We start from the raw sequence: 24713 nt of genomic DNA on the forward strand, positions 1-24713 counted from the left end.
GAGCAAAGTGTCCATATACGTCGTAAATATAGCCTGTATGGGCGTATCGGGTCCTGTGGAGGCGAGAGAAGACCAGCGGCAGGTCACCGTGGAGACGATCACACGCCACAAGAAGGGGCTCACGCCCCTCGGACGTACGAGTCGCCGTGTGCACCGCCTGATGGTCTGTTACGTCCTGTGCGTGATCCCGCCCACGATCGTCTACCTCCTGGTGCCCACCCGGCACACCAGCATGTGGGCGCTGATCGGCCTGTCCGGCGTCGCGGCGATCCTCATCGGGATCCGTATCCACCGCCCCGCCCAGCGGTGGCCGTGGCTGATGCTCGCCGCCGCGAACCTCACCTTCATCGCCGGCGACACCACGTACAACATCCTCGAGGCGGTGTACGGCCGGACGAATCCCTTCCCGTCACTGGCCGACGTCTTCTACCTCTCCACCTATCCGCTCTTCGCCGCGGGCGTCCTCGGCTTCATCCGCGCGCGGTGGCAGGGCCGCGACCTCGCCAGCCTGCTCGACGCGCTGATCCTCACGTCCGGGCTCGCCCTGCTGTCGTGGGTCCACCTGATCAACCCGCTCGCCCTCGCCGAGAGCGAGACCTGGGTGGAGCGCGCGGTGGCGATCGCGTACCCCCTCGGTGACGTGCTCGTCCTCGCCATGGTGGTCCGGCTGCTCACCCTCGGCGGCACCCGCGAGCGGTCCGTGCAGCTGCTCGCCCTCGGCACGGTCGGGATCCTCACCTCCGACGTGCTCTACGGGCTGCTCCAGCTCCAGGGCACCTGGCGGGTCGGCACCTTCATGGACCTGGGCTGGGTGGTCTTCTTCACCGCCTGGGGCCTCGCCGCCCTGCACCCGTCGATGGTCCGGCTGACCGAACGGGTGCCGCAGCCCGGGCCGGGCATCGCCAAGCGGCGCCTGGCGGTTCTCGCCGGGGCCTCCCTCATCGCGCCGGTCATGCTGCTCTCGGAGGCCCTGCTCGGCAGCGTGCGGGACGCCGCCATTATCGCCGTGTTCTCCGGCGTCATGTTCCTGCTGGTCATGGCCCGGCTGTGGGAGCTGGTCTCGGAGCACCGCAGGGCCGTCACCCGGGAGCGCAGCCTCCGCCTGGCCGCCGCCTCGCTGGTCGGGGCGGTCACCCCGCAGGACGTCGCCGAGTGCGTCGAGGGCGCCGCGGACGCGCTGTTCGGCGAGGGCGCACACCACCGGTCGGTCCTCCTCGTCGTGGACGCCGACGGCAACCTGCGGCCCGTGTCCACCCCGGAGCACGGGTGGGTGTGGGAGCTCGCCCCGGAGAGGGCCCGGGAGCCGGGCCGACCCCCGGACCACGAGCCGGACCGGCAGCCGGGCCGGGAGCCGGCCCCGGCGTCGGAGCCCTTCCCGCCTCCGGAGCCCGTCCCCGGCCCGGGACCGGACCCCACGCTCCTGCCCGGCCCGCCGCTCGACGACGACGCCCCTCACCACGACGAGGACCACGACGAGGACCACGACCACGACCGGGACCACGACCGCCACCACGCCGGCGATCGGGCCGCCGACGCGCCGGGCCCCGCCCCCGGCGGCCGCCGCGTCCCGGCCCCCCTCACCGACGGCACCCGGCTCCTCGACACCGCCGAGCTCGGCCCCGGCGCCGCCGCCGCGCTCGCCCCCTCCACCCGAGCGCTGCTCTGCCCACTCGCCCTCCAGTCGCCCGACTCCCTCGAACCGGCGATGGGCGCCCTGCTCGTCGCGGGCCCGGCCCGCGAGCTCGACCAGCTGGCCGTGTCCGTCGAGTCCCTCGCCTCGCAGGCCGCGCTCGCCCTCGAACGCGTCGGCTTCAGCGAGGAGATCAACCGCCGCAGGAGCGAGGAATACTTCCGCACCCTCGTCCACAACGCCTCCGACGTCATCCTGATCCTCGACGACGACGGCACCGTCCGGTACGCCAGCCCCTCCGCCCAGGTCATGTTCGGCACGCTCGTCGGCGCCACCCCGCTGCTGCGGCTCGTCGACCCCCGGGACCGCGAACGCGCCCTGCGCATCCTCGCCCGCGTACGCGACGAGGACTCCAGGGACGCCCACGACGACTGGCGCGTCCTGCGCGCCGACGGCGAACGGCTCGACGTCGAGGTCCGCTGCAGCAACCTCCGCCACGAGCAGACCGTGCACGGCATCGTGCTGACCCTGCGCGACGTCACCGAGCAGCGCCAGCTGGAGCGGGAGCTCACCCACCGCGCCTTCCACGACTCGCTGACCGGCCTGCCCAACCGGGTCCTGCTGCTGGAGCGCATCGAGCGCGCGCTGCTGCGCGGCCGCCGGGACGCCACCCTCACCTGCGTCCTCTTCGTCGACCTCGACGACTTCAAGGTCGTCAACGACATGATGGGCCACTCCGTCGGCGACGAACTCCTGGTCGCGGTCGCCCGCCGGCTCACGTCCGTGCTGCGGCTCAGCGACACCGCCGCCCGGCTCGGCGGCGACGAGTTCGGCGTCCTGATGGAGGGCGCCAGGACCCCCGAGGACGCCGACCGGCTCGCCGCCCACATCGTCCAGGCCCTCGGCGGACCCTTCCGCCTCACCAGCGGCTCCACCAGCGTCTCGGCCTCCGTGGGCGTGGCCACCGCCGAGGACGGCGAGGAGGCCGAGGAGCTCCTCGGCCACGCCGACCTCGCGCTGTACGCCGCCAAGACCGCGGGCAAGCGCCACTGGCGGCGCTACCGCCCCGACCTGCACGCCGGCATGGTGGAGCGCCACGAACTCCAGGAGGGCCTGGACCGGGCCATCACGGAGGAGGCGTTCGCCCTGCGCTACCAGCCCATCCTGGAGCTGGTCAGCGGCGAGGTCACCGGATTCGAGGCGCTGATCCGCTGGCCGCACAGCCACCGGGGGCTCGTCCCGCCCGACCAGTTCATCACGCTCGCCGAGGAGACCGGCCACATCACGGCGCTCGGCGCCTGGGTCCTGCAGCGGGCCGCCGGCGACATCGCCCGCTGGCAGCGGGCCCGGCCCCGGACCGACCCCCTCTACCTCAACGTCAACGTCTCCGCCCGCCAGTTCCTCGACCCGTCCTTCGTCGACGACGTACGCCGCGTCCTCGACACCTCCGGCCTGGCGCGCGGCTCCCTCGTCCTGGAGATCACCGAATCCGTCCTGATGCGCAGCGACGAGCACATCCGCACCGCCCTGCGCACCCTCAAGGAACTCGGCGTCTCCATCGCGATCGACGACTTCGGCACCGGCTTCTCCTCGCTCAGCTATCTGCGGGAGTTCCCCATCGACGTCCTGAAGGTCGACAAGTCCTTCATCGACGACATCGTCACCGACGGCCAGCAGGTCGCCCTCGTCGAAGGCATCGTCCGCATCGCCGACGTCCTCGGCCTCCAGGTCATCGCCGAGGGCATCGAGAACCCCGGCCAGCGCGACCTGCTCGCCGCCATGGGCTGCCGCCACGGCCAGGGCTACCTCTTCGCCCGGCCCATGGCGGCCGACGAGGCCGAGCGGTACCTCTTCGTGCCCCAGGACACGGGCGAGCGGCAGGGGCGCGAGGGGCTCGCCCGCGCCGGCCGCGGCCCGGTCGGCGCACAGCTCACCCGCTCCGCCATCCGCGCCGAACAGCGCATCGGCGACCTCGGCCGCCTGCAGAAGACCAGCAGGATGTGCGACGCCGTCATCGACGAGGTCCACGGGCGCCGCATCCGCGTCGGCGACCACTGGCTCGTCGACTTCGCCTCCTGCAACTACCTCGGGTTCGACTTCGACCCCGAGATCATGGACGCCATCGCCCCCTACGTACGCCGCTGGGGCACCCACCCCAGCTGGTCCCGGCTCATCGGCAACCCCCGCCTCTACACGGACATCGAGGAGCGGCTCGCCGGCCTCCTGCGTGCCCCGGACACCCTCCTCCTGCCGACCATCACCCTCATCCACGGCTCGGTGATCCCGGCGCTCGCGGGCGGTGGACTGGTCTGCGTCGAGGCGCGCGCCCACCGCACCATGTACGACGGCTGCGTCGTCGCCCGCGGCCAGGGCGCCTCGGTGCAGCGGTTCCACGCCGACCAGCCGGAAGAACTCGACCGTCTGCTCGCCACCGCACCCCCCCGCGTGCAGCGCCTCGTCTGCCTCGACGGCGTGAACAGCATGACCGGCAACCTCCCCGACCTGACCACCCTCGCCGGCGTCTGCCGCTCCCACGACGCCCTGCTGTACGTCGACGACGCCCACGGCTTCGGCATCATCGGCGAGCGCACCCCGGACGAGACGTCGCCGTACGGCTCCCTGGGCAACAGCATCGTCCGCCACCTCGGCGAGAGTTACGAGGGCATCGTGATGGTGGCGGGCCTGTCGAAGGCGTACTCCTCGCTGCTGGCGTTCGTCACCGCCCCGCCCGACCTGAAGGCCCATCTGAAGGTCGCCGCCGGGCCCTACCTCTACTCCGGCCCCTCGCCCGTCGCCTCCCTCGCGACCGCCCTCGCGGGCCTCGACGTCAACGAGCGGCGCGGCGACGCCATCCGCGCCGACCTGTACCGCAAGACGCACCGCGTCCTCGACCACATCCGCGCCCTCGGCGTCGCCACGCCCAACATGGACGGCCTGCCCATCATCGAGGTGCCGCTCGCCGACAGCTGGGACCTCGACGCCGTCGGCGACTTCCTCTGGGAGCACGGCGTCTACGTGACCCTCGCCGCCTACCCGCTCGTCCCGCGCAGCCAGGTCGGCTTCCGCGTCCAGATGACCGCCCTCAACACCGACGAGCAGATCGACCAGCTCAACGCCACCCTCACTGAGCTCGCCGACCGCTTCCCGCTCAAGCAGGCGGGCGCCCGCGCCGAGCCGGACGGCGTCCTGGGCGGGTGGCGGGCGTGAGGCCGGCACCCGGGGAGCGCGCCCCCGACCCGCGGTTCGACGACGGGCAGGTCCCTCACTACCAGGGGCCGGGACCGGGACCCCGGCACAACCGCGAAGCCGACTGGGACCGGTGGCCCGTCGCCGCGTACCTCACCGAGAACTACCGGCGCATGCACAGCTCGGACGCGACGGTCCTGCGCCACCACTGCGCCTTCTACCGGCGGCTGCCGGCCGACGGCATCGGCCGCTCCCTGGAGTTCGGCGCCGGACCCAACCTCTACCCGCTGATGCCGGCCACCGCCGTCGTCCGCCTCATCGACGCCCTGGAGCCCGGCGCCGGCAACGTCGCCTACCTGGCCGGGCAGCTGGAACACCCCGACGAGAGCTGGCAGACCTTCTACGCGCTGTGCCGCGCCCTCGACCCCAGGCTCCCCGCCACACTCACCGAGGCCCTGTCCCGGGTGCGCGTCCTGCACGCCGACGCGACGGCCGTGCCCGAGGGCGCGTACGACCTGGCGTCGATGAACTTCGTCGCCGAGAGCGTCACCGAGGACGCCGACGAGTTCGCCGAGCTGTGCGGCATGTTCATCCGCTCCGTACGGCCCGGCGGGCACCTCGTCGCCGCGTTCATGGAGAACATGCCGAGCTATCAGATCGGCGGCGGCCTGGTCTGGCCGGCCTTTCCCGTCGATACGGAAACCGTCCGGCACGTCTTCGCCCCGCACACCGCGCGGCTGGTGGTCACCCGGGTCGACAAGGACCCGACCCTGCCCGACTACGGGGACACGGGCATGGTGCTGCTCCAAGCGGTCCGTGGACCCCGCGACCGGCTCAGCTGAGCAACTCCTCGTAGAGGCGCGCGTACTGGGCACCGAACCGCTCCGGCGAGAAACGCTCCTCCATCGTCGCCCGGCCCTGCTCCGACAGCACCTGCCACCAGTGCGGGCGCTCCAGCAGCTGGCGCAGCAGATGGCCCGTGCGGCGCGCGTCGCCGATCGGCGCCCGCAGCACCGTGTCACCGAGCGCCGCGAACTCCGGGTGGTCGCTCAGGATCACCGGGCGGCCGGTGCTCAGCGCCTCCAGGACGGTCAGCGGGATGTCCGTCCTGTCGGTCAGCTCCCAGGGCACGTGCAGCAGCACGTCCGCCGACGCCACCAGGGACCACATGTCGTCGACGTACCCCAGGACCTCCACGTCCCGCAGCCCCTCGCGCTCCGCCAGGGCGCGCACCTCGTCGTCCAGCGCCCGCCCGTCCTCCCCGGGGCGGGCGCGCAGCGCCAGCGTCAGCCGGAACCGCGCCCCGGCGCGGGCGGCCACCGCGGCCGCCCGTACGGCCTCCTCGGCGCCGCCGCCCCGCCCGTGACCTCCGGTCACCAGCACCTTCGGCGTCGGCCCCGTCGGGCGGGGCATCAGCGGCCACTGGTCCAGCCGCACCACCGGGGGGACGACCACCACCGGGCCGAAGCCGGCGGTGCTCAGCTGCCGCGCGGTCGCGGACGACAGGGCCACCGTCCGGCCGAGCGGCCGCGCGCGGCGCAGCAGCCGTGCGTCGCGGACGCCGGTCACGGTGTGGAGCACCGGCCTTCCGGCGAGCAGCGGCGACCACAGCCGGGCGAACAGGGGATAGGCGTCGCCGATGGCCAGGACCACGTGCACCAGGTCGACGCGGCGCGCCAGTACGGCGGCGGCGACGGAGATCTGCAGGCGCTGGCGCGGCCGTGGAACGCCGTCGAGGGAGAGGACGGGCACCGCGCGCCCGGGCGGGACGCGGGGATCGCGCCGCGGCGCGCCGCGGGGCGGCCACCGGGCGAACCACGTGAACTCGACGTCCGGCACGGACTCCCGGAGGGCGGCGGCCAGTTCGGTGTCCGCGTCGCTCCGCCCGTCGAGCGGCACGCCGGTGAGCAGCAGGACGCGCGGTCTGCGGGCTCTAGCGTCCATGGCCGGGCTCCCTTCCCGGCAGGACGGCTGGGCTGTGGGACCACGCGCCGGTCTCTTCGACCCCGCCCGGCGCCGGAGGCGGCGGCGCTCTGGTGATCGGCGACGGGCGGGGCGGCTCGGTGCGCTGGCTGGCGACGAGGCCGGGGGTGCAGTGGCCGGGGGTGCAGTGGCCTGGGGTGCAGCGGCCTGGGGTGGCGCGCCCGCCGTTCCCGGCCCGGCGGTGTGGGCGCCGGACCCGGAACGGCACGGCCGCGATACCGGGCCCCGCCCCCGCGCCGGTGCCGTCCAGCCCCGGAACGGACACCGGTACGGCGGCGGCGGGCCGCGGCACCGCTTCCCCGCCGGGGGCGCGGGTGGGCGACCGCATCCGCCCGGAGCCCCGCGGCCACCCGACCGCGACCGCGACCTCGGTCGCGTGGAACAGGAGTACGGCGGCGACCGCCAAGAACAGCACCGTGGCCGTCCCCGCCGGGCGCGCGGCCACAACGGCCACGGCGGCGGTGGCGGCGGTACCGCCCACCGTGCGGGCCCTGCGCGTCCGGGGGATGGAGACGACGGCCACGGCGGCCCCCCACTGGCTCCGTGTCCGTGCACGGCCCGGAAGCTCCCGGGCCGGAGGGAAAGCCGGATTCAGCGCCGCGCGTGCGAGCGCCGCGCGGGCGCGGTCGGCAAAGCCGCCTGAGCTGCTCGAGCCACGTGAGCTGCTTGGGCCGCCTGAGCTGCCTGAGCTGCCTGAGCCGCCTGAGTCGTCAGGGTCGCCTGGGCCGTCGGAGTCGTCCGCCCGGCGACGGGAGCCCGCCGGGTGCGGGGCCACACGGGCCCGGCGGCGGCGGGGCGCCGCACACGGCCGGCGTACGGCGGCGCGGCGGCGTGCGGTGGCGGCGAGGACCAGCCGGTCGGAGGCCCTGCGGGCCGGGCACGTGGCACCGGGGCCCGTGGGGGGCGCCGCTGAGGAACGGCTCCGGGAACCCGCGGCAGGCCAGTCCGTCGCCCGCCGCAGCGGGTGCGGAGCGAACGGCGCCGGACAGCGGCCGGCCGGGAACGAGGACACGATGGACCTCTTCGTGCGAGTGCCTGCCAGGAAATGACCTGCTGAATATCCAGCTTTAGCACGCGCGTTTTGTCCGGTCAATCACACAGCTGAAAGGGCCGGGAAAGATATGGAATCCACCGGGAACATATCCGGTGCGTGCACTGCCCGCCACGCCTTGGAATCCGCTGCGGAAGCGGGACTAGAATTCGCCTCATGGCAGGGCGAATCGAAGACTATGCCCTCATCGGAGACCTCGAGACGGCGGCGCTCGTCGGCCGGGACGGGGCGATCGACTGGCTGTGCCTGCCCCGCTTCGACTCACCCGCCTGCTTCGCGGCGCTCCTCGGCGGCGAGGACAACGGCCGTTGGCGGATCGCCCCCGCGCGCGCTCCCGCAGACGCCACGGGCACCTGCTCCCGGCGTTCCTACCGCGACGACACGCTCGTCCTCGACACGGTCTGGGAGACCGTCGGCGGAGCCGTCAGGGTCACCGACTTCATGCCGCCCCGAGGAGGCGGCGGCCCGGCCGGCCGGGGCGGACTACCCCGGATCATCCGCCGCGTGGAGGGCCTGGCCGGCCGCGTCGACATGCGGGGCGACCTGCGGCTGCGCTTCGACAACGGCCGGATCGTGCCGTGGAGCCGGGCGCTCGGCGCCCGCACCACGGCCGCCGTCGCGGGGCCCGACGCGGCCTTCCTCGAAGCCGGCCCCGGCGTCACCACCTCCGTCACCAAGGAGAGCACCTCCTGCGAGTTCTCCGTACCGGCGGGCGGCTCCGTCACCTTCGTGCTGTGCTGGAGCCCCTCCCACGTCGTCGAACCCCCCGTCACGGACGCCGATTCGGCCCTCCGCCGCACACTGGAATTCTGGCGTGACTGGGCGTCGGCGTGCCGGTACGAAGGACCGTGGCGGGATGCCGTTCTCCGCTCCCTCATGACGCTCAAGGCATTGACGTACGCGCCCACGGGCGGAATCGTCGCCGCCGTCACCTCGTCCCTCCCCGAACGCCTCGGCGGGGAACGGAATTGGGATTACCGGTACTGCTGGCTGCGGGACTCCACCTTCACGCTGTCGTGCCTGCTGCGTTCCGGATACCGCGACGAGGCGGCCGCCTGGACCAACTGGCTGGTACGCGCCATCGCGGGGGAACCGTCCGATCTCCAGCCGCTCTACGGGCTGGCCGGCCAGCGCCGGCTGGCCGAGGCGTCCGCGCCGTGGCTCTCCGGCTACGAGGGCTCCCGCCCGGTGCGCTTCGGCAACGCCGCCGTCGGCCAGCTCCAGCTCGACGTCTACGGCGAGGTCCTCAACACCGTGTACTCGGCGCTGCGCGCCGGAGTGCCGATCGACGCGCAGGTGTGGCACCTCGTGGCCTCGTTCATGGACCACCTGGAACGGCACTGGCAGGAGCCGGACGCCGGGCTGTGGGAAGTGCGCGGCCCGCGCCGCCACTTCGTCCACTCCAAGATCATGTCCTGGGTCGCCGCGGACCGCGCCGTGCGGATGGCCCGGGTCGCCGGCGTACGCGGCTCGGCGGAGCGCTGGCGCGCCCTGCGCCAGGAGATCCGCAAGGACGTGCTCCGGCGGGGCTGGGACGACGAACAGGGCTCCTTCGTCCAGTACTACGGCTCGCGGCGGGTCGACGCGGCGTCACTCCTGCTGCCCCGGCTCGGCTTCCTGCGCCCCGACGACCACCGGCTGCGGCGGACGTTGGAGGCGGCACGCGCCCTGGAGCACCACGGCTTCCTGCGCCGGTACGCCGAGACGGACGGCCACGTGCACGAGGTGGACGGGCTCTGCGGCGGCGAGGGCACCTTCCTCGCCTGCTCCCTCTGGTACGCCGACGCCCTCGCCCTGACGGGCCGTTGGGAGGAGGGCCGCGACGTCTTCGAGCGCGTCCTCGGCGTACGCAACGACGTCGGTCTGCTCTCGGAGGAGTGGGACCCGGTGACCCGCCGCCAGCTGGGCAACACCCCGCAGGCGTACAGTCATGTCGCCCTGGTGAACACGGCGTTCGCCCTGTACGGCACCCGCTCCGCCGGCCGCGCGGGGAACGGGCACCGGAGCGCCCGCTCCCGCGCGACGGTTGCCTAGGCCCTGTTCGGACCCACCCTGGCCTCAGGCCTCAGCCGCCGCCGGTCGGCGCGTCGGCCGCTCGCGGCCGGCGGAGCAGCGCCGAGGCGGCGAGCGCCGTCGCGAGCGCGGCGCAGGCCACCGCCGCGGCGCCGGCCCAGGCGTACGAGCCGCCGAGGCTGCCTTCCAGCAGGTTCAGGTGCCCGACGCCCGCCATGGCGTGCAGGGCGACGACGCCGACGCCGGTCGCCGCGGCAGCGGCCCAGACCCGGGCGGTGTCGCGCAGGGCGAGCCAGCCGCCCACGCCCAGGCAGAGCACGGTGACGGCGAAGGACAGCAGGCCGGCGCTGCCCCCGGACCGCAGGGCGACGAGGTCGATGGGCAGGTGCAGCAGTCCGCAGACGAGCAGCACGACGGCCACGGGCCAGCGCAGGCCCGAACGGAGGGCGGAACGCAGGGCGGCGGAGGCCGCGTCGTCGCCGCGCCGCGAGGTGGTACGGCGCTGGGCGGTGGGTACGGGCGCCGGTCCGCCACCGGGTTCCGGGGCCCTGCCCCGGGCGGCGGTCGCGGCCGTTCCGCTTCCGTCGGGGGCGGGTGCGCCCTCGGCGCGCGGGGCGCCTTCGGCGTCCCGGGCGCTGCGCGGCCAGCCTCCACCGTCCTCCGTGCCGAGGATGTCCACCAGCTGGGCGACGTCCTCGATGGGCCGGCCGACGGCCGCGGCGCGCAGGGTCGTGCCCGCTTCGTCGAGGTTGTGCGGAGGCTCTCCCAGCATGGCGACCAGCTGCCGGACCTCCTCCAGGGGCCGGGCCACGGCGGCCGCGCGGAGCGCCTCGTCGCCGGGGCTGGCCACCTGCTTGGTGCGCTTGAGCAGGCTCACCAGCGCGGCGACCTCCTCCAGCGGCCGGTAGGTGGCCGCGGTCCAGAGCAGGGTGCGTATGGGCTCGTCGGTGCCGTCACCGGCCGGTTTCCCGGCCGGGGGCTCCTGCTCCCGGGCGGCGCGGTCCTCCGGCGCCTCGGGGGCCTCCCGGTAGGCGCGATCCTCCGGCGGCGCGGCGGGCTCCGGCGCCGGAACGGCGGCCGGGGGCGGTGCGGAGGCCGGGGGCGGTGCGGAGGCCGGGGGCGGTGCGTCGGCCGGAGCCGCCGCCGTCTGGGGGGCCGGCGGGAACGCCGGGAGAGGCGGGCTCTCGGGGCCCGGCGCCGAGGAGGTCGACGGCGGGGCGGAGGGGGAGACCGGAGGCGAGGTCAGCGGCGCGTCCGGGGGGCCTACCGGCGGAGGGGTAGGGGGAGTTGTCGGATGGTCGGTGGTCATGGCGCGGCTCCATTCGCCGAACGTTCGGTGAGGCACACACCGTGTCGTTGCCTCATCTAAGGGGCATTCCGGGCCATTGCGCCATCCGGGAGTGGCAGAAGAGGGGCGGCGACGGCGCCACTTGGGGAGGGCGAGGTGGTTGAAGCGCACACATTCAGAGAGTGATGTAGTTGGCCTTTCAGTTGATTTGCACCTTTTGTCCGTCTGCGGTCCACTAGAAGTGGAAGTCTGCATTCCTCCTGTGAAGGGGATGGTGGCATGTCAGCCATCGAGCCAGAAGTCCGGGACCTGACGGTTTTGGACGCCGACATCGAGTCCGAACTCAACCCGGTGGAAGCTGAGGGCTTCTACCGCGACACCTACGAATGCGCGGGGCTGGCCCTCCTGCAGGGCGAGGGCAAACTCCTGCTCGCGCCCCCGACTCCCCGGCCCAAGAAGGGCTGACGGAGGGGCTGAATGGAGCAGCCTGAAACACCCACCCGTCTGACGGGCGCGGTGAGGGAGCTCGCTTCGCGCGTGGTCTCCGCCCTCAACGGCGGAGACCACTTCGTGGTGGTCGAAGGTGTCGTCGACGCCACCGACGCGCAGGGGGCCGACCGGCTCGGACTCGCGGCGGTACGCGTCCTCGGCGCCGACACCGTGCTGCCGAGCGTCCTCCTGCGCACCGCGCCCGCCCCCGGCGATCTGACCGCCTTCGAGCAGGCCGTACGCGGCTTCCCTCCCGCGCCCGACGCCTCGCCCACCTCGCGGTGGAGTCACTGGGCCATGCGCCGCGCCCTGGGACTGGACGGCGCCGAGCCGGACACCACCTGGCTGGACGTGGCCCCTTGGCAGGTCCTCACCCACCAGCTCGCCGTCCTCGCCGCGCTCGCCGTCCCCGGCGCCGACTCGGGCGTCGCCCGCGCGGCCGCCCGCCGACCGGTGGACGTCGCACGCGGCTTCGTCCGCGCCGTACGCCGCCGCGACTGGCTGCAGGCGGCCGGAGCGGGCCGCTGGCTCAGCCTGCTCGACGGGGTCCCGGACACCCTGGCCCTGGACACGGGGCTGGAGTTCACGGCCCTGATGGGCGGAACCGATCCGCGCGTCGCGCTCCAGCTGCGCGCCGCACGGCTGTTGCGTGCCGGAGCGCCGGTGTGACGGCGGCCGTCGGCCTCCGGGGGGTCGACCTCAGGGGCGTGGGCGAGGCGGCCCTCGGCTGGATCTCCGACAACCGGGCGGAGTTCCGGCTGGGCGACTCGGCGCTGGACCCCGGCGCCGACGTCAACCGCATCTGGAAACCGCTCGGCGAACTGGCCCAGGTCTGCGTCTGCGTACGCCGGTACAGCCCGCCCGGCACCCCCCTCCACGACGCGGCCGCCGACCTGCTCGCCTTCGCCTGGCGCGAGACCGGTGAGGGGGAACTCTTCCTCGACCTGCAGCGGCTGGAGCCGTGCGCCATGTACCCGCTGGAGATCTACGCCGCGTTCGCCTCCGCCGGTCTGCGGCACCCGGGGTACGAGGAGTTCGCCTCGGCCATCGCCCGCACCCGGGGCTGGCGTGCCACCGAACAGCACCCGACGCGGCTGCTGAGCGTCCTCAACTCCGAGCGGCGCACCGGGCTCCCGGACCACGAGGAGATGTCCGCGGCCCTCGGGCGCACGTGGCTGGGCGCCCTCCCGGAGCCCTGGCTCTTCGAGACGACCGCCGGATACGCCACCACCCACGTGGTCTTCCACCTCACCGACTGGGGCCGTGCGACCGAGGGCGTACCGCCCTGGCTCGCCGACTACCTGGAGACCTGGCTCCCGCCGTGGCTCGACACCTGCCTGGACGACCGGCAGTGGGACCTGAGCTGCGAACTCCTCGCCGTGGCGGCAAGCCTGCCGCGACCGCTGGACCGCGCCGCGATCACGGCCGCGTGGGCCGAACTGGCCGGCGCGCAGGACGCGTCGGGCGCCCTGGTGGAGGTGGGCCCGGCCCGCCACCGCCCCGCCCTGCCCCACGGCTTCGCGCACCGCTACCACTCGACCCTGATGGCGGCCTTCGCCGCGGCCTTGACCCTCGCGCGCCTCGCGGAGGACGGCGCTGGACCGGAGGGACCGTCATGACCAGCACGCGCCTCATCCACTCCGTCGGCGTGGGCGCCGTCGAGTGGCTGTACGCCCACCGCGACGGGTTCCGGCTGGAGACGGAGACCGACCCGGAGGCCGGCGGGTTCATGGAGCGCTTCAAACCGATCGGCGAACTCGCCGTGATCGGCCGGGTGCTGTTCCGCGAGGGGGTCTCCGGCTCCCGTCAGACCGACCTCGTCCGCCGGCTGCTCGACCACGCGTGGCGCGTGGCCCTGGACGGCGGCCGGATGCTCGTGCGCGGACAGCGCGGCGAGCCGCAGTCGCCGGTCCCCTTCGAGGTCTACCTGCCGTTCCGGGAACTCGGCTACCGCCAGCCCGAGATGGAGGAGTGGGTCCGGCTCAACCACCGGCTCGGCAGCTGGACCGCCCGCGAGCTGCAGCCGGTCCGGCGCCTCGGCCTCTCCGCGTGCGAACGCCGCTTCGGACTGCTGCCGGGCATGGAGGAGGGCGAGGCCCTCGCCCGCACCTGGCTCGGCAACACCCCCGAACCGTGGACCGTCGAGGCGCGCACCGGGTACGACATCACCCACACCGTCTTCCACCTCACCGACTGGGGCGAGAGGCCCGACGGCCTGCCACCGCGCATCGCCGCCTACCTCGACACCTGGCTGCCGGTCTGGCTGGACGACTGGCTGGACCTGCGCCGCTGGGACCTGCTCGGCGAACTGCTCGTCGTCGACGCCTGCCTGCCCAGCCCCACGCTGGACGCGGCCGCGTGGGAGGGGTTCGCCGCGGCCCAGCAGTCCGACGGGGCGATGCCGGCGGTGCGGGAGATGCCCGAGGGCGACCCCGACGACGTCTTCGACGTCGTCTACCACTCCACGCTGGTGGCCGCCTTCGCCTCCGTGCTGGCGACGTCGCGCGCCCTCGCCCGGATGGCCGACGCATGACGGCGGACACGGGGACGCTGCTCGACGACACGGGCGGCGGCGACGCGGACGGTGAGACGGACGTGGCGGAGCGGCTCGACGAGGCCGTCCGCGCCGTGGACGCGCCCGACGTCGTCTTCGCCCTCTCCCGGGGCGGCCGCCGGGCCGTCCGCTGCGGCGGCACCGCCCCGCCCCCGCCGGTCCCGCGCGACCGGCTGCGGTACGAGCTCGGGTCGGCCTCCAAGACGTACACGGGGCTGCTGCTGGCCGAGCTCATCGGCACCGGGGTGGTCGGCGGCGGCGATCGGGCCGCCGCCCATCTGGACCCGGGCCGGACGCACGGACACCGGTCCGCCATCACGCTCACGCACCTGATCACGCACACCTCCGGGCTGCCCGCGCTGCCCCGCGACTTCTACCGGCAGGCGGTGCCCCACTGGCACACGAACCCCTACGCCCACTACCCGCCCGAGCGCGTCGTGCGGGCCTTCCTGAGCCGCCGCCCCCCGCGCCACCGCCCCGGCACGCGCTGGCGCTACTCCAACTTCGGCGTCTCCGTCCTCGGCCACACCCTCGCCGCGGCCACCGCCACCCCGTGGGAGGAGCTGCTGACCGGGCGGATCATGGGCCCCCTCGGCCTGACCGGCACCGCGCTGCACCCCGCCGGGGCCCCGGGCACCGACGCGACCGGACACCGCGCCGACGGTGCGACACCGGTGCCCGGACTGCGGACCGGCGGCTTCCAGCCCGCCGGAGCGGTCCGGGCCACCCCGCACGACCTGCTCGCCTTCCTGGAGGCGCACCTGCGCCCCGAGGACACCCCGCTGGGCGACGCGCTGCGCGCGGTGCGGCGCCCGCTGCTGCGGCGCGGTGTCGGCCACCGGCACGTCCACACGCTGACCTGGTTCCGGCACCCCACCGACCACGGGCCGATGTACTTCCACGCCGGCGCGACCAGCGGCCAGCAGGCCTTCATCGGCTTCCGCCCCGACACCGGGACGGCGCTGGCCGCGCTCGCCACGCGTCGCATCCGCCTCCGGGACACGTTCGTGGCGACCGCGTACGGACTCCTGTACGGGACGCCGTGACCACGCGATAGGCACTGCAATAGGTCACCTGTTCGATTGCGGTCTAGGCTGGACACCATGGCACGGCAGCACATGCAGGGATCCCTCTTCGACCAGAGCGACGAAATCCGCCTCGGACCGCTCACCGGCGTACGGCGCACCGCCCTGACCGACGGGGCGTGGATCGACCTGCTCCCCGGCTGGCTGACCGGCGCCGACGCCCTCTTCGAGGAGCTCGCCGCCCACGTCCCCTGGCGGGCCGAACAGCGGCGGATGTACGACCACGAGGTCACCGTGCCGCGCCTGCTGGCCTTCTACGGCGCCGGCGACCCCCTGCCGCACCCCGTCCTGGAGGAGGCGCGCGCCACGCTCTCCGCGCACTACGCCGCCGAGCTGGGCGAGCCGTTCGCCACGGCGGGCCTGTGCTACTACCGCGACGGCCGCGACAGCGTCGCCTGGCACGGCGACCGGACCGGCCGCGGCGCGAGCCGGGACACCATGGTCGCGATCCTCTCGGTCGGCGAACCGCGCGACCTGGCGCTCCGGCCCCGGGGCGGCGGCGCCGCGTCGCTGCGCTTCCCCCTCGGGCACGGCGACCTCGTCGTGATGGGCGGCTCCTGCCAGCGGACGTGGGAACACGCGATCCCGAAGACCACACGGGACGTGGGGCCCAGGATCAGCATCCAGTTCCGGCCGCGGGGCGTGGGGTGAGCCGCGTCCGCGAGGGCCCGCCCCGCAGCCCGCCGGCCGACGCGTCAGGCGACCGGGCTGACCCGCTGGCTCAGGAGCTCGTAGCGCGCCCCCACGACGGCCAGTCGGCCCGCCGCCACCGCGCCGGCCAGATCGGGTTCCCCGGCGAGCCGGTCCCGTACGAGCCGCACCTGCGCGGTGATCGTCGCGTCGACGCGGGCCTGGCCGCTGTGGCTCCGGTCGATCGCCGGACGGATCTGCTCCGCGACGTACGCGATGTGCGCGGGCAGCTGCTCACCCGTCTCGTCCGCGCGCACCGCGGCCGTCACCGCGCCGCAGGACTGGTGCCCCAGCACCATCACCAGCGGGATGCCGAGCTCCAGGACCCCGTACGCGACGCTGCCGAGCACCGCCTCGTCCAGCACCTCACCGGCCGAACGGACCGTCATCAGGTCCCCGAGCCCCTGGTCGAAGACGAGCTCGGGCGGCACGCGCGAGTCGATGCAGCCGAGGACGAGGGCGAAGGGGTGCTGGCCCGACACGGCCGCCGTGCGGTCGGCCGCCGCCTCGTGCGGGTGCGTCTGGTGCCGGGTGCGCCAGCGCCGGTTGCCCCGCGTCAGCTCGCGCAGCGCGGCGGCAGGCGTCGAGGGCCTCACCGGGGCGCCCGCCGCGCCGGCCGGCCCGGCGAGGGCGAGGCCGAGGCCGGAGGCGGTGCCGAGCGCGGCGCCCCCGCCCAGTGCGCCGCGGAGCACTCCGCGCCGCGTCCACCGGTGTCGCGCGGCCCCGCCACGGGGCTCGTCCGCCGCTGTCGCGTCATCCTTCGATATCGAGGTCACGGCCGCACGGTAGGCCCGCCGCAGCGGTACTTCGGGCCCTCTTTGACCGCCGTTGGCCGGGAGTTGGGCGAATCCTGGACTCCGATGACCGCACGTGTCCGTTCGGCGGCGAAAGGTCACCCATGGTCCCCGGGCCGGATGCGGTGTTACAAATGAGCGTGGTCAACGTTCGCGACCGATTCCGTGGAGCCTCGGTTCGGTCACTGGCCGACAGGCGTCCGCGGAGCGTCGCGGGGCAGGTATTCGTCCTGCAGGTGGCGCTGGTCGTGCTGCTGGTCCTGGGCGCGGTCCTCGCCCTCGTCCTCCAGTCGCGGGGCGACAGCGACCGCGAGGCACGCAACCGCTCCGTCGCCGTCGCGGAGTCCTTCGCCCACGCGCCCGGCATGCAGGACGCCCTCGCCGCCCCCGACCCCTCCGCCGTACTGCAGCCGCTCACCGAAGCCGCCCGCGCACGCGCCGGGGTCGACTTCATCGTCGTCATGGACACCGACGGCATCCGCTACACCCACCCGCGGCCCGAGCGGATCGGCGAGCGCTTCGTCGGCACCATAGAGCCCTCCCTGGCCGGCCGCGTCCACACCGAGGACGTCTCCGGCCCCCTCGGGGACGAGGTCCAGGCCATCGTCCCCGTACGCGACGAGAACGGCCGCGTCATCGCCCTCGTCTCCGCCGGACTCCAGGTCAAGAACGTCACCGGGCTGGTCAACCGCCAGCTCCCCGTCATCCTCGCCACCAGCGCGGCCGGCCTCGCCCTCGCCACCGCCGGCACCGCCCTGGTCGCCGGACGGCTGCGCCGCCAGACCCACGGCCTCGGCCCCGCCGAGATGACCCGCGTCTACGAACACCACGACGCCGTGCTCCACGCCGTACGCGAAGGCGTCGTCATCGTCGGCGGCGACGGGCGCCTCCTCCTCGCCAACGACGAGGCCAGACGCCTCCTCCAGCTGCCGCCCGACGCCGAGGGCCGCCCCATCCCCGAGCTGCCGGGCCTCGACCCCGGCGTCGCCGCGCTCCTCGCCTCCGGCCGCGTCGCCACCGATGAGGTGGTCCTCGCCGCCGACCGGCTCCTCGCCGTCAACCAGCGGCCCACCGACCGCGACGGCGGCCCCGCCGGCACCGTCGCCACCATCCGCGACACCACCGAGCTCCGCGCCCTCAGCGGCCGCGCCGAGGGCGCCGCCCGGCGCCTGAACCTCCTGTACGACGCCGGGGTCGGCATCGGCACCACCCTCGACGTGGTCCGCACCGCCGAGGAGCTCGCCGAGGTCGCCGTCCCGCGCTTCGCCGACTTCGTCACCGTCGACCTCGCCGACGCGGTGCTGCGCGGCGAGGAGCCCACCGGCACCGGCGCCGACATGCGCCGCACCGCCGTCGCCGGCATCCGCGACGACCACCCCCTCTACCCGCGCGGCAAGATGATCGGCTTCCTGCCCTCCACCCCGCAGGCCCGCGGGTACGGCAGCGGCCGCGCCGAGCTGGTGCCCGACCTCGCCCGCGCTCCCGGCTGGCAGGCCCAGGACCCGGAGCGGGCCGGCCGGATCGTCGCGTACGGCATCCACTCGCTCATCGCCGTCCCCCTCAAGGCCAGGGGAGTGGTGCTGGGCGTGGCGAACTTCTGGCGCTCCGAGAAGCCCGAACCGTTCGAGGACGAGGACCTCTCCATCGCCGAGGAGCTGGTCACCCGCGCCGCCGTCTGCATCGACAACGCCCGCCGCTACACCCGTGAACACGCCATGGCGGTCACCCTCCAGCGCAGCCTGCTGCCGCGCGCCCTGCCCGAGCAGAGCGCCCTGGAGGTCGCCCACCGCTACCTGCCCGCCCAGTCCGGCGTCGGCGGCGACTGGTTCGACGTCATCCCCCTGCCCGGCAGCCGCGTCGCGCTCGTCGTCGGCGACGTCGTCGGCCACGGCCTGCACGCCGCCGCCACCATGGGCCGGCTGCGTACCGCCGTGCACAACTTCTCCACCCTCGACCTGCCGCCCGACGAGATCCTCGGCCGCCTCGACGACCTCGTGGGCCGCATCGACCAGGACGACCGCGACCCCGTCGACGGCGAACTGCCCTGCGGACCGCCCGACGCCGGAATGACCGGCGCCACCTGCCTGTACGCCGTGTACGACCCGGTCTCCCGCCGCTGCGTGATGGCCCGCGCCGGACACCCGCTGCCCGCCCTGGTCCACCCCGACGGCCTCGTGGAGTTCCCCGACCTCCCCGCCGGGCCGCCGCTGGGCCTCGGCGGCATCCCCTTCGAAACCGCCGAACTCACCCTCGCCGAGGGCAGCCAGCTCGTCTTCTACACCGACGGCCTCATCGAGGACCGCACCCGCGACATCGACGTCGGCCTCGAACTGCTGCGCCAGGCCCTCGCCGTACCCGACCGGACACCCGACGACAGCTGCCGGGCCGTCTGCGACGCGCTGCTGCCCGCCCACCCCAAGGACGACGTGGCGCTGCTCATCGCCCGCACCCGCGCCCTCGGCCCCGACCAGGTCGCCGACTGGGACGTGCCCTTCCACCCGGGTGCCGTCGCCAAGATCCGCGCCGAGGCCGCACGGCAGCTGGAGGAGTGGGGCCTGTCGGAGCTGGCGTTCACCACCGAGCTCATCCTCAGCGAGCTCATCACCAACGCCATCCGCTACGGTTCTCCGCCGGTCCACGTCCGCCTCCTCCGCGACCGCGGCCTCACCTGCGAGGTCTCCGACACCAGCAGCACCTCCCCGCACCTGCGGTACGCCGCCACCACCGACGAGGGCGGCCGCGGCCTCTTCCTCGTCGCCCAGCTCTCCGAGCGCTGGGGCACCCGCTACACCGGCCAGGGCAAGGTCATCTGGGCGGAGCAGCCACCCCCCGACGCCAACCGCCCGGACACGGCCGCCGAGGGAGCGCTGCTCTTCGACCTCATGGACGTCGACCCGCTCTAGGTCCTGTCCGGTCGATCAGGCCGGATTAGAGAGCGGGGTCTGGGGCGTGCAGCTGCAAGGCGAAGGCGGGTCGCCGCAGCACACCCACGGCTCGCCCCCCGCCACAGCGGCTCAGGCGCGTGCCGGCGCCGCGGCCGCGTCTCGCAGCCTGCCCAGCCGTACGAAGCGTGTCGTAAACGCGATGTCCTGCGACGACAAGCCATGGCACAGTCGTCGGATGTCCAACGACGTTGCCTATCCCGTCTTCCGTAGCCGCGATCCAGCACTCGCCCTGAGCACCGCGCGCCGGCTCATGGAGTTCGGCCGCTGCGCTCATTCCGAGGTTTCCGCGTACGCGGAACTTCCCTCCGTCGCCGAGGTGCAGCGAATAGCGAAGGCCATGCCCGAGGGATGGTTCCGCGGGGCGTCCGAGATGGAGGAATTCCAAGGGGTTCCGTTCGAGGACCAGCCCCCTCTGGTCGTCGGCGTCCCCGCGAGCGGCCTGCCGGCCGAGGCGGCCGCGTTCGAGGGGCGGCTGCCGGTGGAGTGGGAGGTGTGGGACCGGCCGGTCGGCAGTATCGAGGACGCCTTCACCGCGGCGATCGGCCCCAACACCGGCGAGATCCACTGGGAGTCGCTGCAGTGGCCGGACGCGCCCGAGGTGGGATTCCACGGCGATTCCAAGCACGCTGAAGTGACACTTCTCTTCAACACCCACATCCGCTACTCAGGCGAACTCGCCGATGACCACACTGTCCTCGTCCACGTCCGCAGCGCGGTGTTCGACGGCCGCCAGACAAGAGAGCCCTACGCGCACTGGCTCGCCGGGCAGGTAGGGCTCAGGGTCATCGGACCCGCGCAACGGTCGTGAAGGCGGTCCGCCAGAACAACAGCATCACCTGCCCGGGCTCGGGCCTCCCAACGGCCGGGACGACACCGGTGAACCATCGAACGCAGCCGTGCGCAGTGGGCAGAGCGCAGGGGCGGGCCCGGTCAGTCGGCCGATGGGTTCCGTGTCATCTCGGCTGCCTCGGTGATGGCGCGTTGTCCGACATCGCCGAACAGCTGCATCGTGACGGCGGCCAGGACGTCGTCCCCGCCAACAGTCCGCCCGTCCCCGCGACGGGTGGACAGAGCGAGGAGGGGGTCCTTGAGCAGCGGGGCCGGGGCCGGCTCGCCCGGCACCACCATACTGACCGTCCCGAACCGCTTGACCCCGCCCTCGCGGACGACCTTGGCCGCGTCCCGGGCCAGGGCCGTCAGGAACACGCTCGCGATTCCGTCCAGGTCGCGGACCATCGCCGGGACCGCCCTCACCCCCCGGCTCCCCAGCAGCCTTCTCACCCCGGCCTCGAACCGGTGGGCGCCGGCCACACCACTCGGTGTCCGCGCCCCGCGGCGCTCACGAAGAGACACGAGCGCACCATCGGCGTTGCGCACCTCGCCCATCAGGCCGTGGAAGGTCGGGCTGTGCAGGTACCACGCCGATCCCACGTCCACCTCGATGTTCCGGTCGATCGCCGAGATGAGGTCCTTGGGGATCAGCCTCTTCCTGACCTCCTCGGCCGCCGCGCTCCTCGCGCCCTCGACGATCTCCGTCAGCACGGTCCGCGTCACCGACGCGGCGGCCCACGCGGCCGACCGGGAGACGTGCAACGAAGTCACGTCCCTGAACACCGCTTTGACGAGCTGAGGCTTGAACGGCAGGTCGGTCACGACGGAAGCGGTCTGCGGACCGCTGCGCTCGGTGCGTAGGGGGTGTGTGGTCATCGAAGAATGCGCTTTCTGCTGTCGGAGGTGTCAGTGGCCCATGCCGCACCGGGCGGCGAGACCACAGAGCTCTGCGGGGGGCGCCGAGCCGACACAGGGCCTGCCGGGCGGGGACGCCCGCACACGGAGGTGCGGGCGGCCCCGCCCGGATTCTCGGCGTTCCGGCGACCGGGCGTGCGGCAGGGGGGTGCCACCCGGGCGACGCGCTCTGGTGCGGCGCCGTGCCGGTCAGGCGACCTGGTACCTGCCGACCAGGAAGCGGCGCAGTGCTTCGGGGAGGCGTGCACTTCGTCATGCTGCCACCTGGGTCTGACACTGACAGTCTCCCCGCCGCGGCGCAAGGCACCGTCGTCGATCGGCGCGGGCACGGCGCGAGTGAGCGCCATCCGTCCGCGCGGACATCCACCCCAACCCGCTCCAACTCGGTTTCAGGGTCATCTGCTTGAGACGACTCCGAACGCGCGGTCAGGTATGAGCGCGCCGCTGCCGCGCCACGAGGACGGCCATCGCGACCGACATCACCAGGAAGAGCAGGGCGACCCCGCCCGACATCACGGCCAGCACCGTTGCCCCGCCGCCATCGACATCGTCTTCGCGGGCCGCTACCCGAGGATCGTCCGCTTCGTATCGGACGGTGATGCGAGTGCCCACGGGATTCCTGCCGCCTCCGCTGCCGACCGGCAAGGCCGCCACCACCGTTCGCCCATCGGCCTCGAACTCGACCTGGCACCCACCCAGCATGCAAGAGCCGCCCGTCGTCAGCGTCGCATCAGTCCGCCTGCCGTCGTGCAAAGAACGCAGATGCCGGTCCGCCGGAACCATGACCAGCAGCGACAGGGCGCCGAGCAGCAGCGCGAGCACCAGCGACACCACCAAAGAGGTACGCGGCGACAGACGAGCTACCGTCGTACGCTGCCGACGCCCCCTCGAGGCGCCGGCATTCACTATGCCGTCCACTCCCACCATCCCGTTCCACATGTGAGCGGCGTGCCACATGGCCGCGCAAGTCCGGACAAGCTATTACCGTGGCCAGGTGGCGTCATGTGCTGATGTCGGCACATTCGCCACGGCCTGGCGGCCTGCTGTCGGCAACAAAGGCCCGCCCGTGCGCCGACGCGGCACAAGGCCACGATCCCCGAACGCGTCGACCAACTCGCGGGCAGAGCCCGGTGTCGGGAGCGTCCTCGCGGGTTCGACGAGGCGGCCCACCGGCGCCGCAGCGTCGTCGAACGCCGCTGCCACCGAAGCAAGCAAGGGCGCGGCATCGTCACCCGCTACGACGGACGTCCCCACCGCTGCCTCGCCGCCATCACTCTCGACAGCGGCCTCATCCGGGTCCGCACGCAGGGCCGACGAGACGAGACGCTCCCCGGCCCCGGAACGCCCGTTGCCGCAACGGCAACACCGCTTGGTCCCCGCCGCCGCCCCGCTCCAGCATGAGCCGGCAGACGAAACCTGCCGGACGCGTCCGGCGGACGAAAGGCGGGCCCATGACCACGACACCCCCGGCCGGACAACCCCCACTGAGCGCGCGCGGACGCTGGACGGTGCTCGCCGTCTGCGCGCTGAGCATGTTCCTCGTCGGCCTCGACACCACCATCGTCAACGTCGGACTCCCCGAAATCGGCCGGGGCCTGGGCGTCGGAACCCGCGGCCTGGAATGGGTCGTGGACTCCTACACCGTGGTGCTGGCCGCCCTCCTCATCGCCTCCGGCGCGCTCGCCGACCGCTTCGGCCGCCGCCGGGTCTTCCGGACCGGACTCGTCGTCTTCGGCGTCGCCTCCCTGGCCTGCGCGGTGGCCCCCTCGCTCGGCTTCCTCGTCGCGGCCCGGGCGCTGCAGGGCGTCGGCGCCTCCATGTTGAGCCCCGTGGCGCTGGCGATCGTGGTGAACGCGATGCCGGACCCCCGGGAGCGGGCCCGCGCGATCGGGGTGTGGGCGTCCGTCTTCGGACTCAGCATGGCGGCCGGCCCGGTCACCGGCGGAGCGCTCGTCGAGGCGCTCGGCTGGCGCTCGGTGTTCTGGATCAACGCCCCGGTCGTCGTCACCGCCCTCGTCCTGGTCGCCCTCTTCGTACCGGAGTCCCGCGGGCAGCGGGCCCGGCGGCTCGACCTGCCCGGCCAGGTCCTGCTCACCACGGTGCTGTGCGTCGCGGTCGGCGTCCTCATCGAAGGACCCCGCGTCGGCTGGACCTCGCCGTGGGCGCTCGCCGGTTACGCCGCGCTCGCGGCGGCGACGGCCGCGTTCATCCGGGTCGAACTCCGCAGCACCGAGGCCCTGATGGACCTCGCCCTCTTTCGGCGGCCGCGCTTCACCACGGCGGTACTGGGCGCCGTGGCGGTGTTCGTCGCGCTCAACACGACCCTGCTGCTGACCACACTCCACCTCCAGCACACCCGCGGCTGGACGCCACTGGAGGCCGGGGCCGCGACCCTCCCCATGGCGCTCGGCGCCACCCTCTGCGCCCCGTGGTCCGGCGGCCTGGTGGCGCGGCGCGGACCACGCCGCCCGCTCGTCCTTGCGGGGGCGTTCACGGCGGCCGGCGGCCTGTGCATGGCGTACCCCGGCACGGACACCAGCGTCCCGCTGCTGCTCCTCGCCCACCTGCTCATCGGCGTCGGGTTCGGCTTCGCCAACGCGCCGCTCACCAACACCGCCGTCAGCGGGCTGCCTTCGTCGCGGGCCGGCGTGGCGGGGGCCGTCACCTCCACCGCCCGCCAGGTCGGCGCGGCGGTCGGCGTCGCCGCCGCGGGCGGGCTGGCCGCCGGCGCCGAACCCGGCGGCCTCGCCGACGCGTCGCGCCCGGGATGGCTGCTCGTCGCGGCCTGCGGAGCGTTCCTCCTCCTCGTCGTCGCGCGGGCCTCGGGGGAGGCCGCAGCCCCGGCCGGCCGGGGCGTCTATGCTCGGGCGTCGACCTCGGCGCACGCACACAAGGAGCCCTCATGGACGCCCGGCACTTCGACCGGATCAACGCCTTCGTCGAAGCGCGGCTGACGCCGCTCTTCGACCCCGAGACGGGCAGCGAGCACGGCTTCGGGATGGACGACACCTCGCGGGCCCTGCGCGCCCTGCGGAACACCGCGCTGGCCGCCGCGGCGGTGAAGGGCCTGGTGGAGCGGCGGGCCACGGCCGAACCGCAGCTGCGCGGCGTCATCGACCAGGCCCTGGAGCAGAACTGGGACGTCCTGCGGGGCATCGCCCGGCACTGGGAGGACCACCCGGACTTCGCCCGGGAGTTCAAGCTCGACTGGTGGTCACTGACCGAGACCCCGGCGGTCGGCGCCGAGACACGGTAGGCC

Annotated in this window: 19 protein-coding genes; 13 read left to right on the top strand and 6 right to left on the bottom strand. The window is 74.0% G+C overall.

Annotated features, from left to right (window positions below):
* Nucleotides 1-148: 148 nt before the first annotated feature.
* Both AC07FJ_RS19085 and AC07FJ_RS19090 read left to right on the top strand, forming a co-directional pair.
* Complete coding sequence (locus AC07FJ_RS19085; RefSeq protein WP_479050339.1) at nucleotides 149-4837, top strand: aminotransferase class I/II-fold pyridoxal phosphate-dependent enzyme; 4689 nt, start codon at nucleotides 149-151, stop codon at nucleotides 4835-4837.
* On the top strand, nucleotides 4834-5658 hold the full coding sequence (locus AC07FJ_RS19090) for a class I SAM-dependent methyltransferase (protein ID WP_479050341.1): 825 nt from the start codon (nucleotides 4834-4836) through the stop codon (nucleotides 5656-5658). Before AC07FJ_RS19085 ends, AC07FJ_RS19090 begins: the two co-directional genes overlap by 4 nt.
* On the opposite strand, the gene AC07FJ_RS19095 is transcribed toward AC07FJ_RS19090, so the two are convergent.
* Both AC07FJ_RS19095 and AC07FJ_RS19100 read right to left on the bottom strand, forming a co-directional pair.
* A complete protein-coding gene (locus tag AC07FJ_RS19095) occupies nucleotides 5651-6760 on the bottom strand; it encodes a glycosyltransferase (protein WP_479050343.1) in 1110 nt (369 codons plus the stop codon). The genes AC07FJ_RS19090 and AC07FJ_RS19095 overlap by 8 nt on opposite strands.
* Nucleotides 6750-7322, bottom strand: a complete 573-nt coding sequence (locus AC07FJ_RS19100) for a hypothetical protein (protein WP_479050345.1) — start codon at nucleotides 7320-7322, stop codon at nucleotides 6750-6752. Before AC07FJ_RS19100 ends, AC07FJ_RS19095 begins: the two co-directional genes overlap by 11 nt.
* 684 nt (nucleotides 7323-8006) lie before the next feature.
* On the opposite strand from AC07FJ_RS19100, the gene AC07FJ_RS19105 reads away from it, so the two are divergent.
* Entirely contained in the window at nucleotides 8007-9884 is a 1878-nt protein-coding gene (locus AC07FJ_RS19105) for a glycoside hydrolase family 15 protein (protein WP_479050347.1), read from the top strand.
* 31 nt (nucleotides 9885-9915) lie between these two features.
* Here AC07FJ_RS19105 and AC07FJ_RS19110 read toward each other — a convergent pair whose 3' ends face one another.
* Complete coding sequence (locus tag AC07FJ_RS19110; protein WP_479050349.1) at nucleotides 9916-11172, bottom strand: hypothetical protein; 1257 nt, start codon at nucleotides 11170-11172, stop codon at nucleotides 9916-9918.
* A gap of 258 nt (nucleotides 11173-11430) precedes the next feature.
* Between AC07FJ_RS19110 and AC07FJ_RS19115 the strand changes: the two genes are divergently transcribed.
* Genes AC07FJ_RS19115 through AC07FJ_RS19140 form a run of 6 tightly spaced genes read left to right on the top strand, consistent with a single transcriptional unit; the run spans nucleotide 11431 to nucleotide 15930 of the window.
* The gene (locus AC07FJ_RS19115; RefSeq protein ID WP_361423454.1) at nucleotides 11431-11616 is read left to right on the top strand and encodes a hypothetical protein; all 186 of its coding nucleotides are present in this window, start codon (nucleotides 11431-11433) and stop codon (nucleotides 11614-11616) included.
* A gap of 12 nt (nucleotides 11617-11628) precedes the next feature.
* Nucleotides 11629-12309 (top strand): hypothetical protein, encoded by a 681-nt coding sequence (locus AC07FJ_RS19120; RefSeq protein WP_479050351.1) that lies wholly within the window; start codon nucleotides 11629-11631, stop codon nucleotides 12307-12309.
* Nucleotides 12306-13259 (top strand): DUF6895 family protein, encoded by a 954-nt coding sequence (locus AC07FJ_RS19125; RefSeq protein ID WP_479050353.1) that lies wholly within the window; start codon nucleotides 12306-12308, stop codon nucleotides 13257-13259. Before AC07FJ_RS19120 ends, AC07FJ_RS19125 begins: the two co-directional genes overlap by 4 nt.
* Nucleotides 13256-14173, top strand: coding sequence for a DUF6895 family protein (locus tag AC07FJ_RS19130; protein WP_479050355.1), 918 nt, complete (start codon nucleotides 13256-13258; stop codon nucleotides 14171-14173). Before AC07FJ_RS19125 ends, AC07FJ_RS19130 begins: the two co-directional genes overlap by 4 nt.
* Complete coding sequence (locus AC07FJ_RS19135) at nucleotides 14170-15240, top strand: serine hydrolase domain-containing protein (protein ID WP_479050357.1); 1071 nt, start codon at nucleotides 14170-14172, stop codon at nucleotides 15238-15240. The genes AC07FJ_RS19130 and AC07FJ_RS19135 overlap by 4 nt, the downstream gene beginning before the upstream one ends.
* A 57-nt stretch (nucleotides 15241-15297) precedes the next feature.
* Nucleotides 15298-15930, top strand: coding sequence for an alpha-ketoglutarate-dependent dioxygenase AlkB family protein (locus AC07FJ_RS19140; RefSeq protein WP_479050359.1), 633 nt, complete (start codon nucleotides 15298-15300; stop codon nucleotides 15928-15930).
* A gap of 44 nt (nucleotides 15931-15974) precedes the next feature.
* Here the strand turns inward: AC07FJ_RS19140 and AC07FJ_RS19145 are convergent, their stop codons facing one another.
* Entirely contained in the window at nucleotides 15975-16661 is a 687-nt protein-coding gene (locus AC07FJ_RS19145; RefSeq protein ID WP_479050849.1) for a carbonic anhydrase, read from the bottom strand.
* A 236-nt stretch (nucleotides 16662-16897) separates the two neighbouring features.
* Between AC07FJ_RS19145 and AC07FJ_RS19150 the strand changes: the two genes are divergently transcribed.
* A complete protein-coding gene (locus AC07FJ_RS19150; protein WP_479050361.1) occupies nucleotides 16898-19666 on the top strand; it encodes a SpoIIE family protein phosphatase in 2769 nt (922 codons plus the stop codon).
* A 217-nt stretch (nucleotides 19667-19883) separates the two neighbouring features.
* On the top strand, nucleotides 19884-20516 hold the full coding sequence (locus AC07FJ_RS19155; protein WP_479050363.1) for a hypothetical protein: 633 nt from the start codon (nucleotides 19884-19886) through the stop codon (nucleotides 20514-20516).
* 122 nt (nucleotides 20517-20638) lie between these two features.
* On the opposite strand, the gene AC07FJ_RS19160 is transcribed toward AC07FJ_RS19155, so the two are convergent.
* The gene (locus tag AC07FJ_RS19160) at nucleotides 20639-21415 is read right to left on the bottom strand and encodes a hypothetical protein (RefSeq protein WP_479050365.1); all 777 of its coding nucleotides are present in this window, start codon (nucleotides 21413-21415) and stop codon (nucleotides 20639-20641) included.
* 465 nt (nucleotides 21416-21880) lie between these two features.
* A complete protein-coding gene (locus AC07FJ_RS19165) occupies nucleotides 21881-22285 on the bottom strand; it encodes a DUF3592 domain-containing protein (protein WP_479050367.1) in 405 nt (134 codons plus the stop codon).
* A 620-nt stretch (nucleotides 22286-22905) separates the two neighbouring features.
* Here AC07FJ_RS19165 and AC07FJ_RS19170 point away from each other — a divergent pair.
* The gene (locus tag AC07FJ_RS19170; RefSeq protein WP_479050369.1) at nucleotides 22906-24408 is read left to right on the top strand and encodes an MFS transporter; all 1503 of its coding nucleotides are present in this window, start codon (nucleotides 22906-22908) and stop codon (nucleotides 24406-24408) included.
* Nucleotides 24357-24710 carry a hypothetical protein gene (locus AC07FJ_RS19175; RefSeq protein ID WP_479050371.1) on the top strand — a complete coding sequence of 118 codons (354 nt, stop codon included), beginning with the start codon at nucleotides 24357-24359 and terminating at the stop codon, nucleotides 24708-24710. Before AC07FJ_RS19170 ends, AC07FJ_RS19175 begins: the two co-directional genes overlap by 52 nt.
* The last annotated feature ends 3 nt before the right edge of the window (nucleotides 24711-24713 follow it).

It is taken from the genome of Streptomyces sp. NPDC045998 (assembly GCF_056430285.1).

Coding starts and splice junctions, on each gene's coding strand:
- AC07FJ_RS19140 (WP_479050359.1), top strand. CDS start 15,298: ATGGCACGGCAGCACATGCAGGGATCCCTCTTCGACCAGAGCGACGAA.
- AC07FJ_RS19115 (WP_361423454.1), top strand. CDS start 11,431: ATGTCAGCCATCGAGCCAGAAGTCCGGGACCTGACGGTTTTGGACGCC.
- AC07FJ_RS19175 (WP_479050371.1), top strand. CDS start 24,357: ATGGACGCCCGGCACTTCGACCGGATCAACGCCTTCGTCGAAGCGCGG.
- AC07FJ_RS19150 (WP_479050361.1), top strand. CDS start 16,898: ATGAGCGTGGTCAACGTTCGCGACCGATTCCGTGGAGCCTCGGTTCGG.
- AC07FJ_RS19135 (WP_479050357.1), top strand. CDS start 14,170: ATGACGGCGGACACGGGGACGCTGCTCGACGACACGGGCGGCGGCGAC.
- AC07FJ_RS19110 (WP_479050349.1), bottom strand. CDS start 11,172: ATGACCACCGACCATCCGACAACTCCCCCTACCCCTCCGCCGGTAGGC.
- AC07FJ_RS19095 (WP_479050343.1), bottom strand. CDS start 6,760: ATGGACGCTAGAGCCCGCAGACCGCGCGTCCTGCTGCTCACCGGCGTG.
- AC07FJ_RS19170 (WP_479050369.1), top strand. CDS start 22,906: ATGACCACGACACCCCCGGCCGGACAACCCCCACTGAGCGCGCGCGGA.
- AC07FJ_RS19130 (WP_479050355.1), top strand. CDS start 13,256: ATGACCAGCACGCGCCTCATCCACTCCGTCGGCGTGGGCGCCGTCGAG.
- AC07FJ_RS19120 (WP_479050351.1), top strand. CDS start 11,629: ATGGAGCAGCCTGAAACACCCACCCGTCTGACGGGCGCGGTGAGGGAG.
- AC07FJ_RS19155 (WP_479050363.1), top strand. CDS start 19,884: ATGTCCAACGACGTTGCCTATCCCGTCTTCCGTAGCCGCGATCCAGCA.
- AC07FJ_RS19105 (WP_479050347.1), top strand. CDS start 8,007: ATGGCAGGGCGAATCGAAGACTATGCCCTCATCGGAGACCTCGAGACG.
- AC07FJ_RS19160 (WP_479050365.1), bottom strand. CDS start 21,415: ATGACCACACACCCCCTACGCACCGAGCGCAGCGGTCCGCAGACCGCT.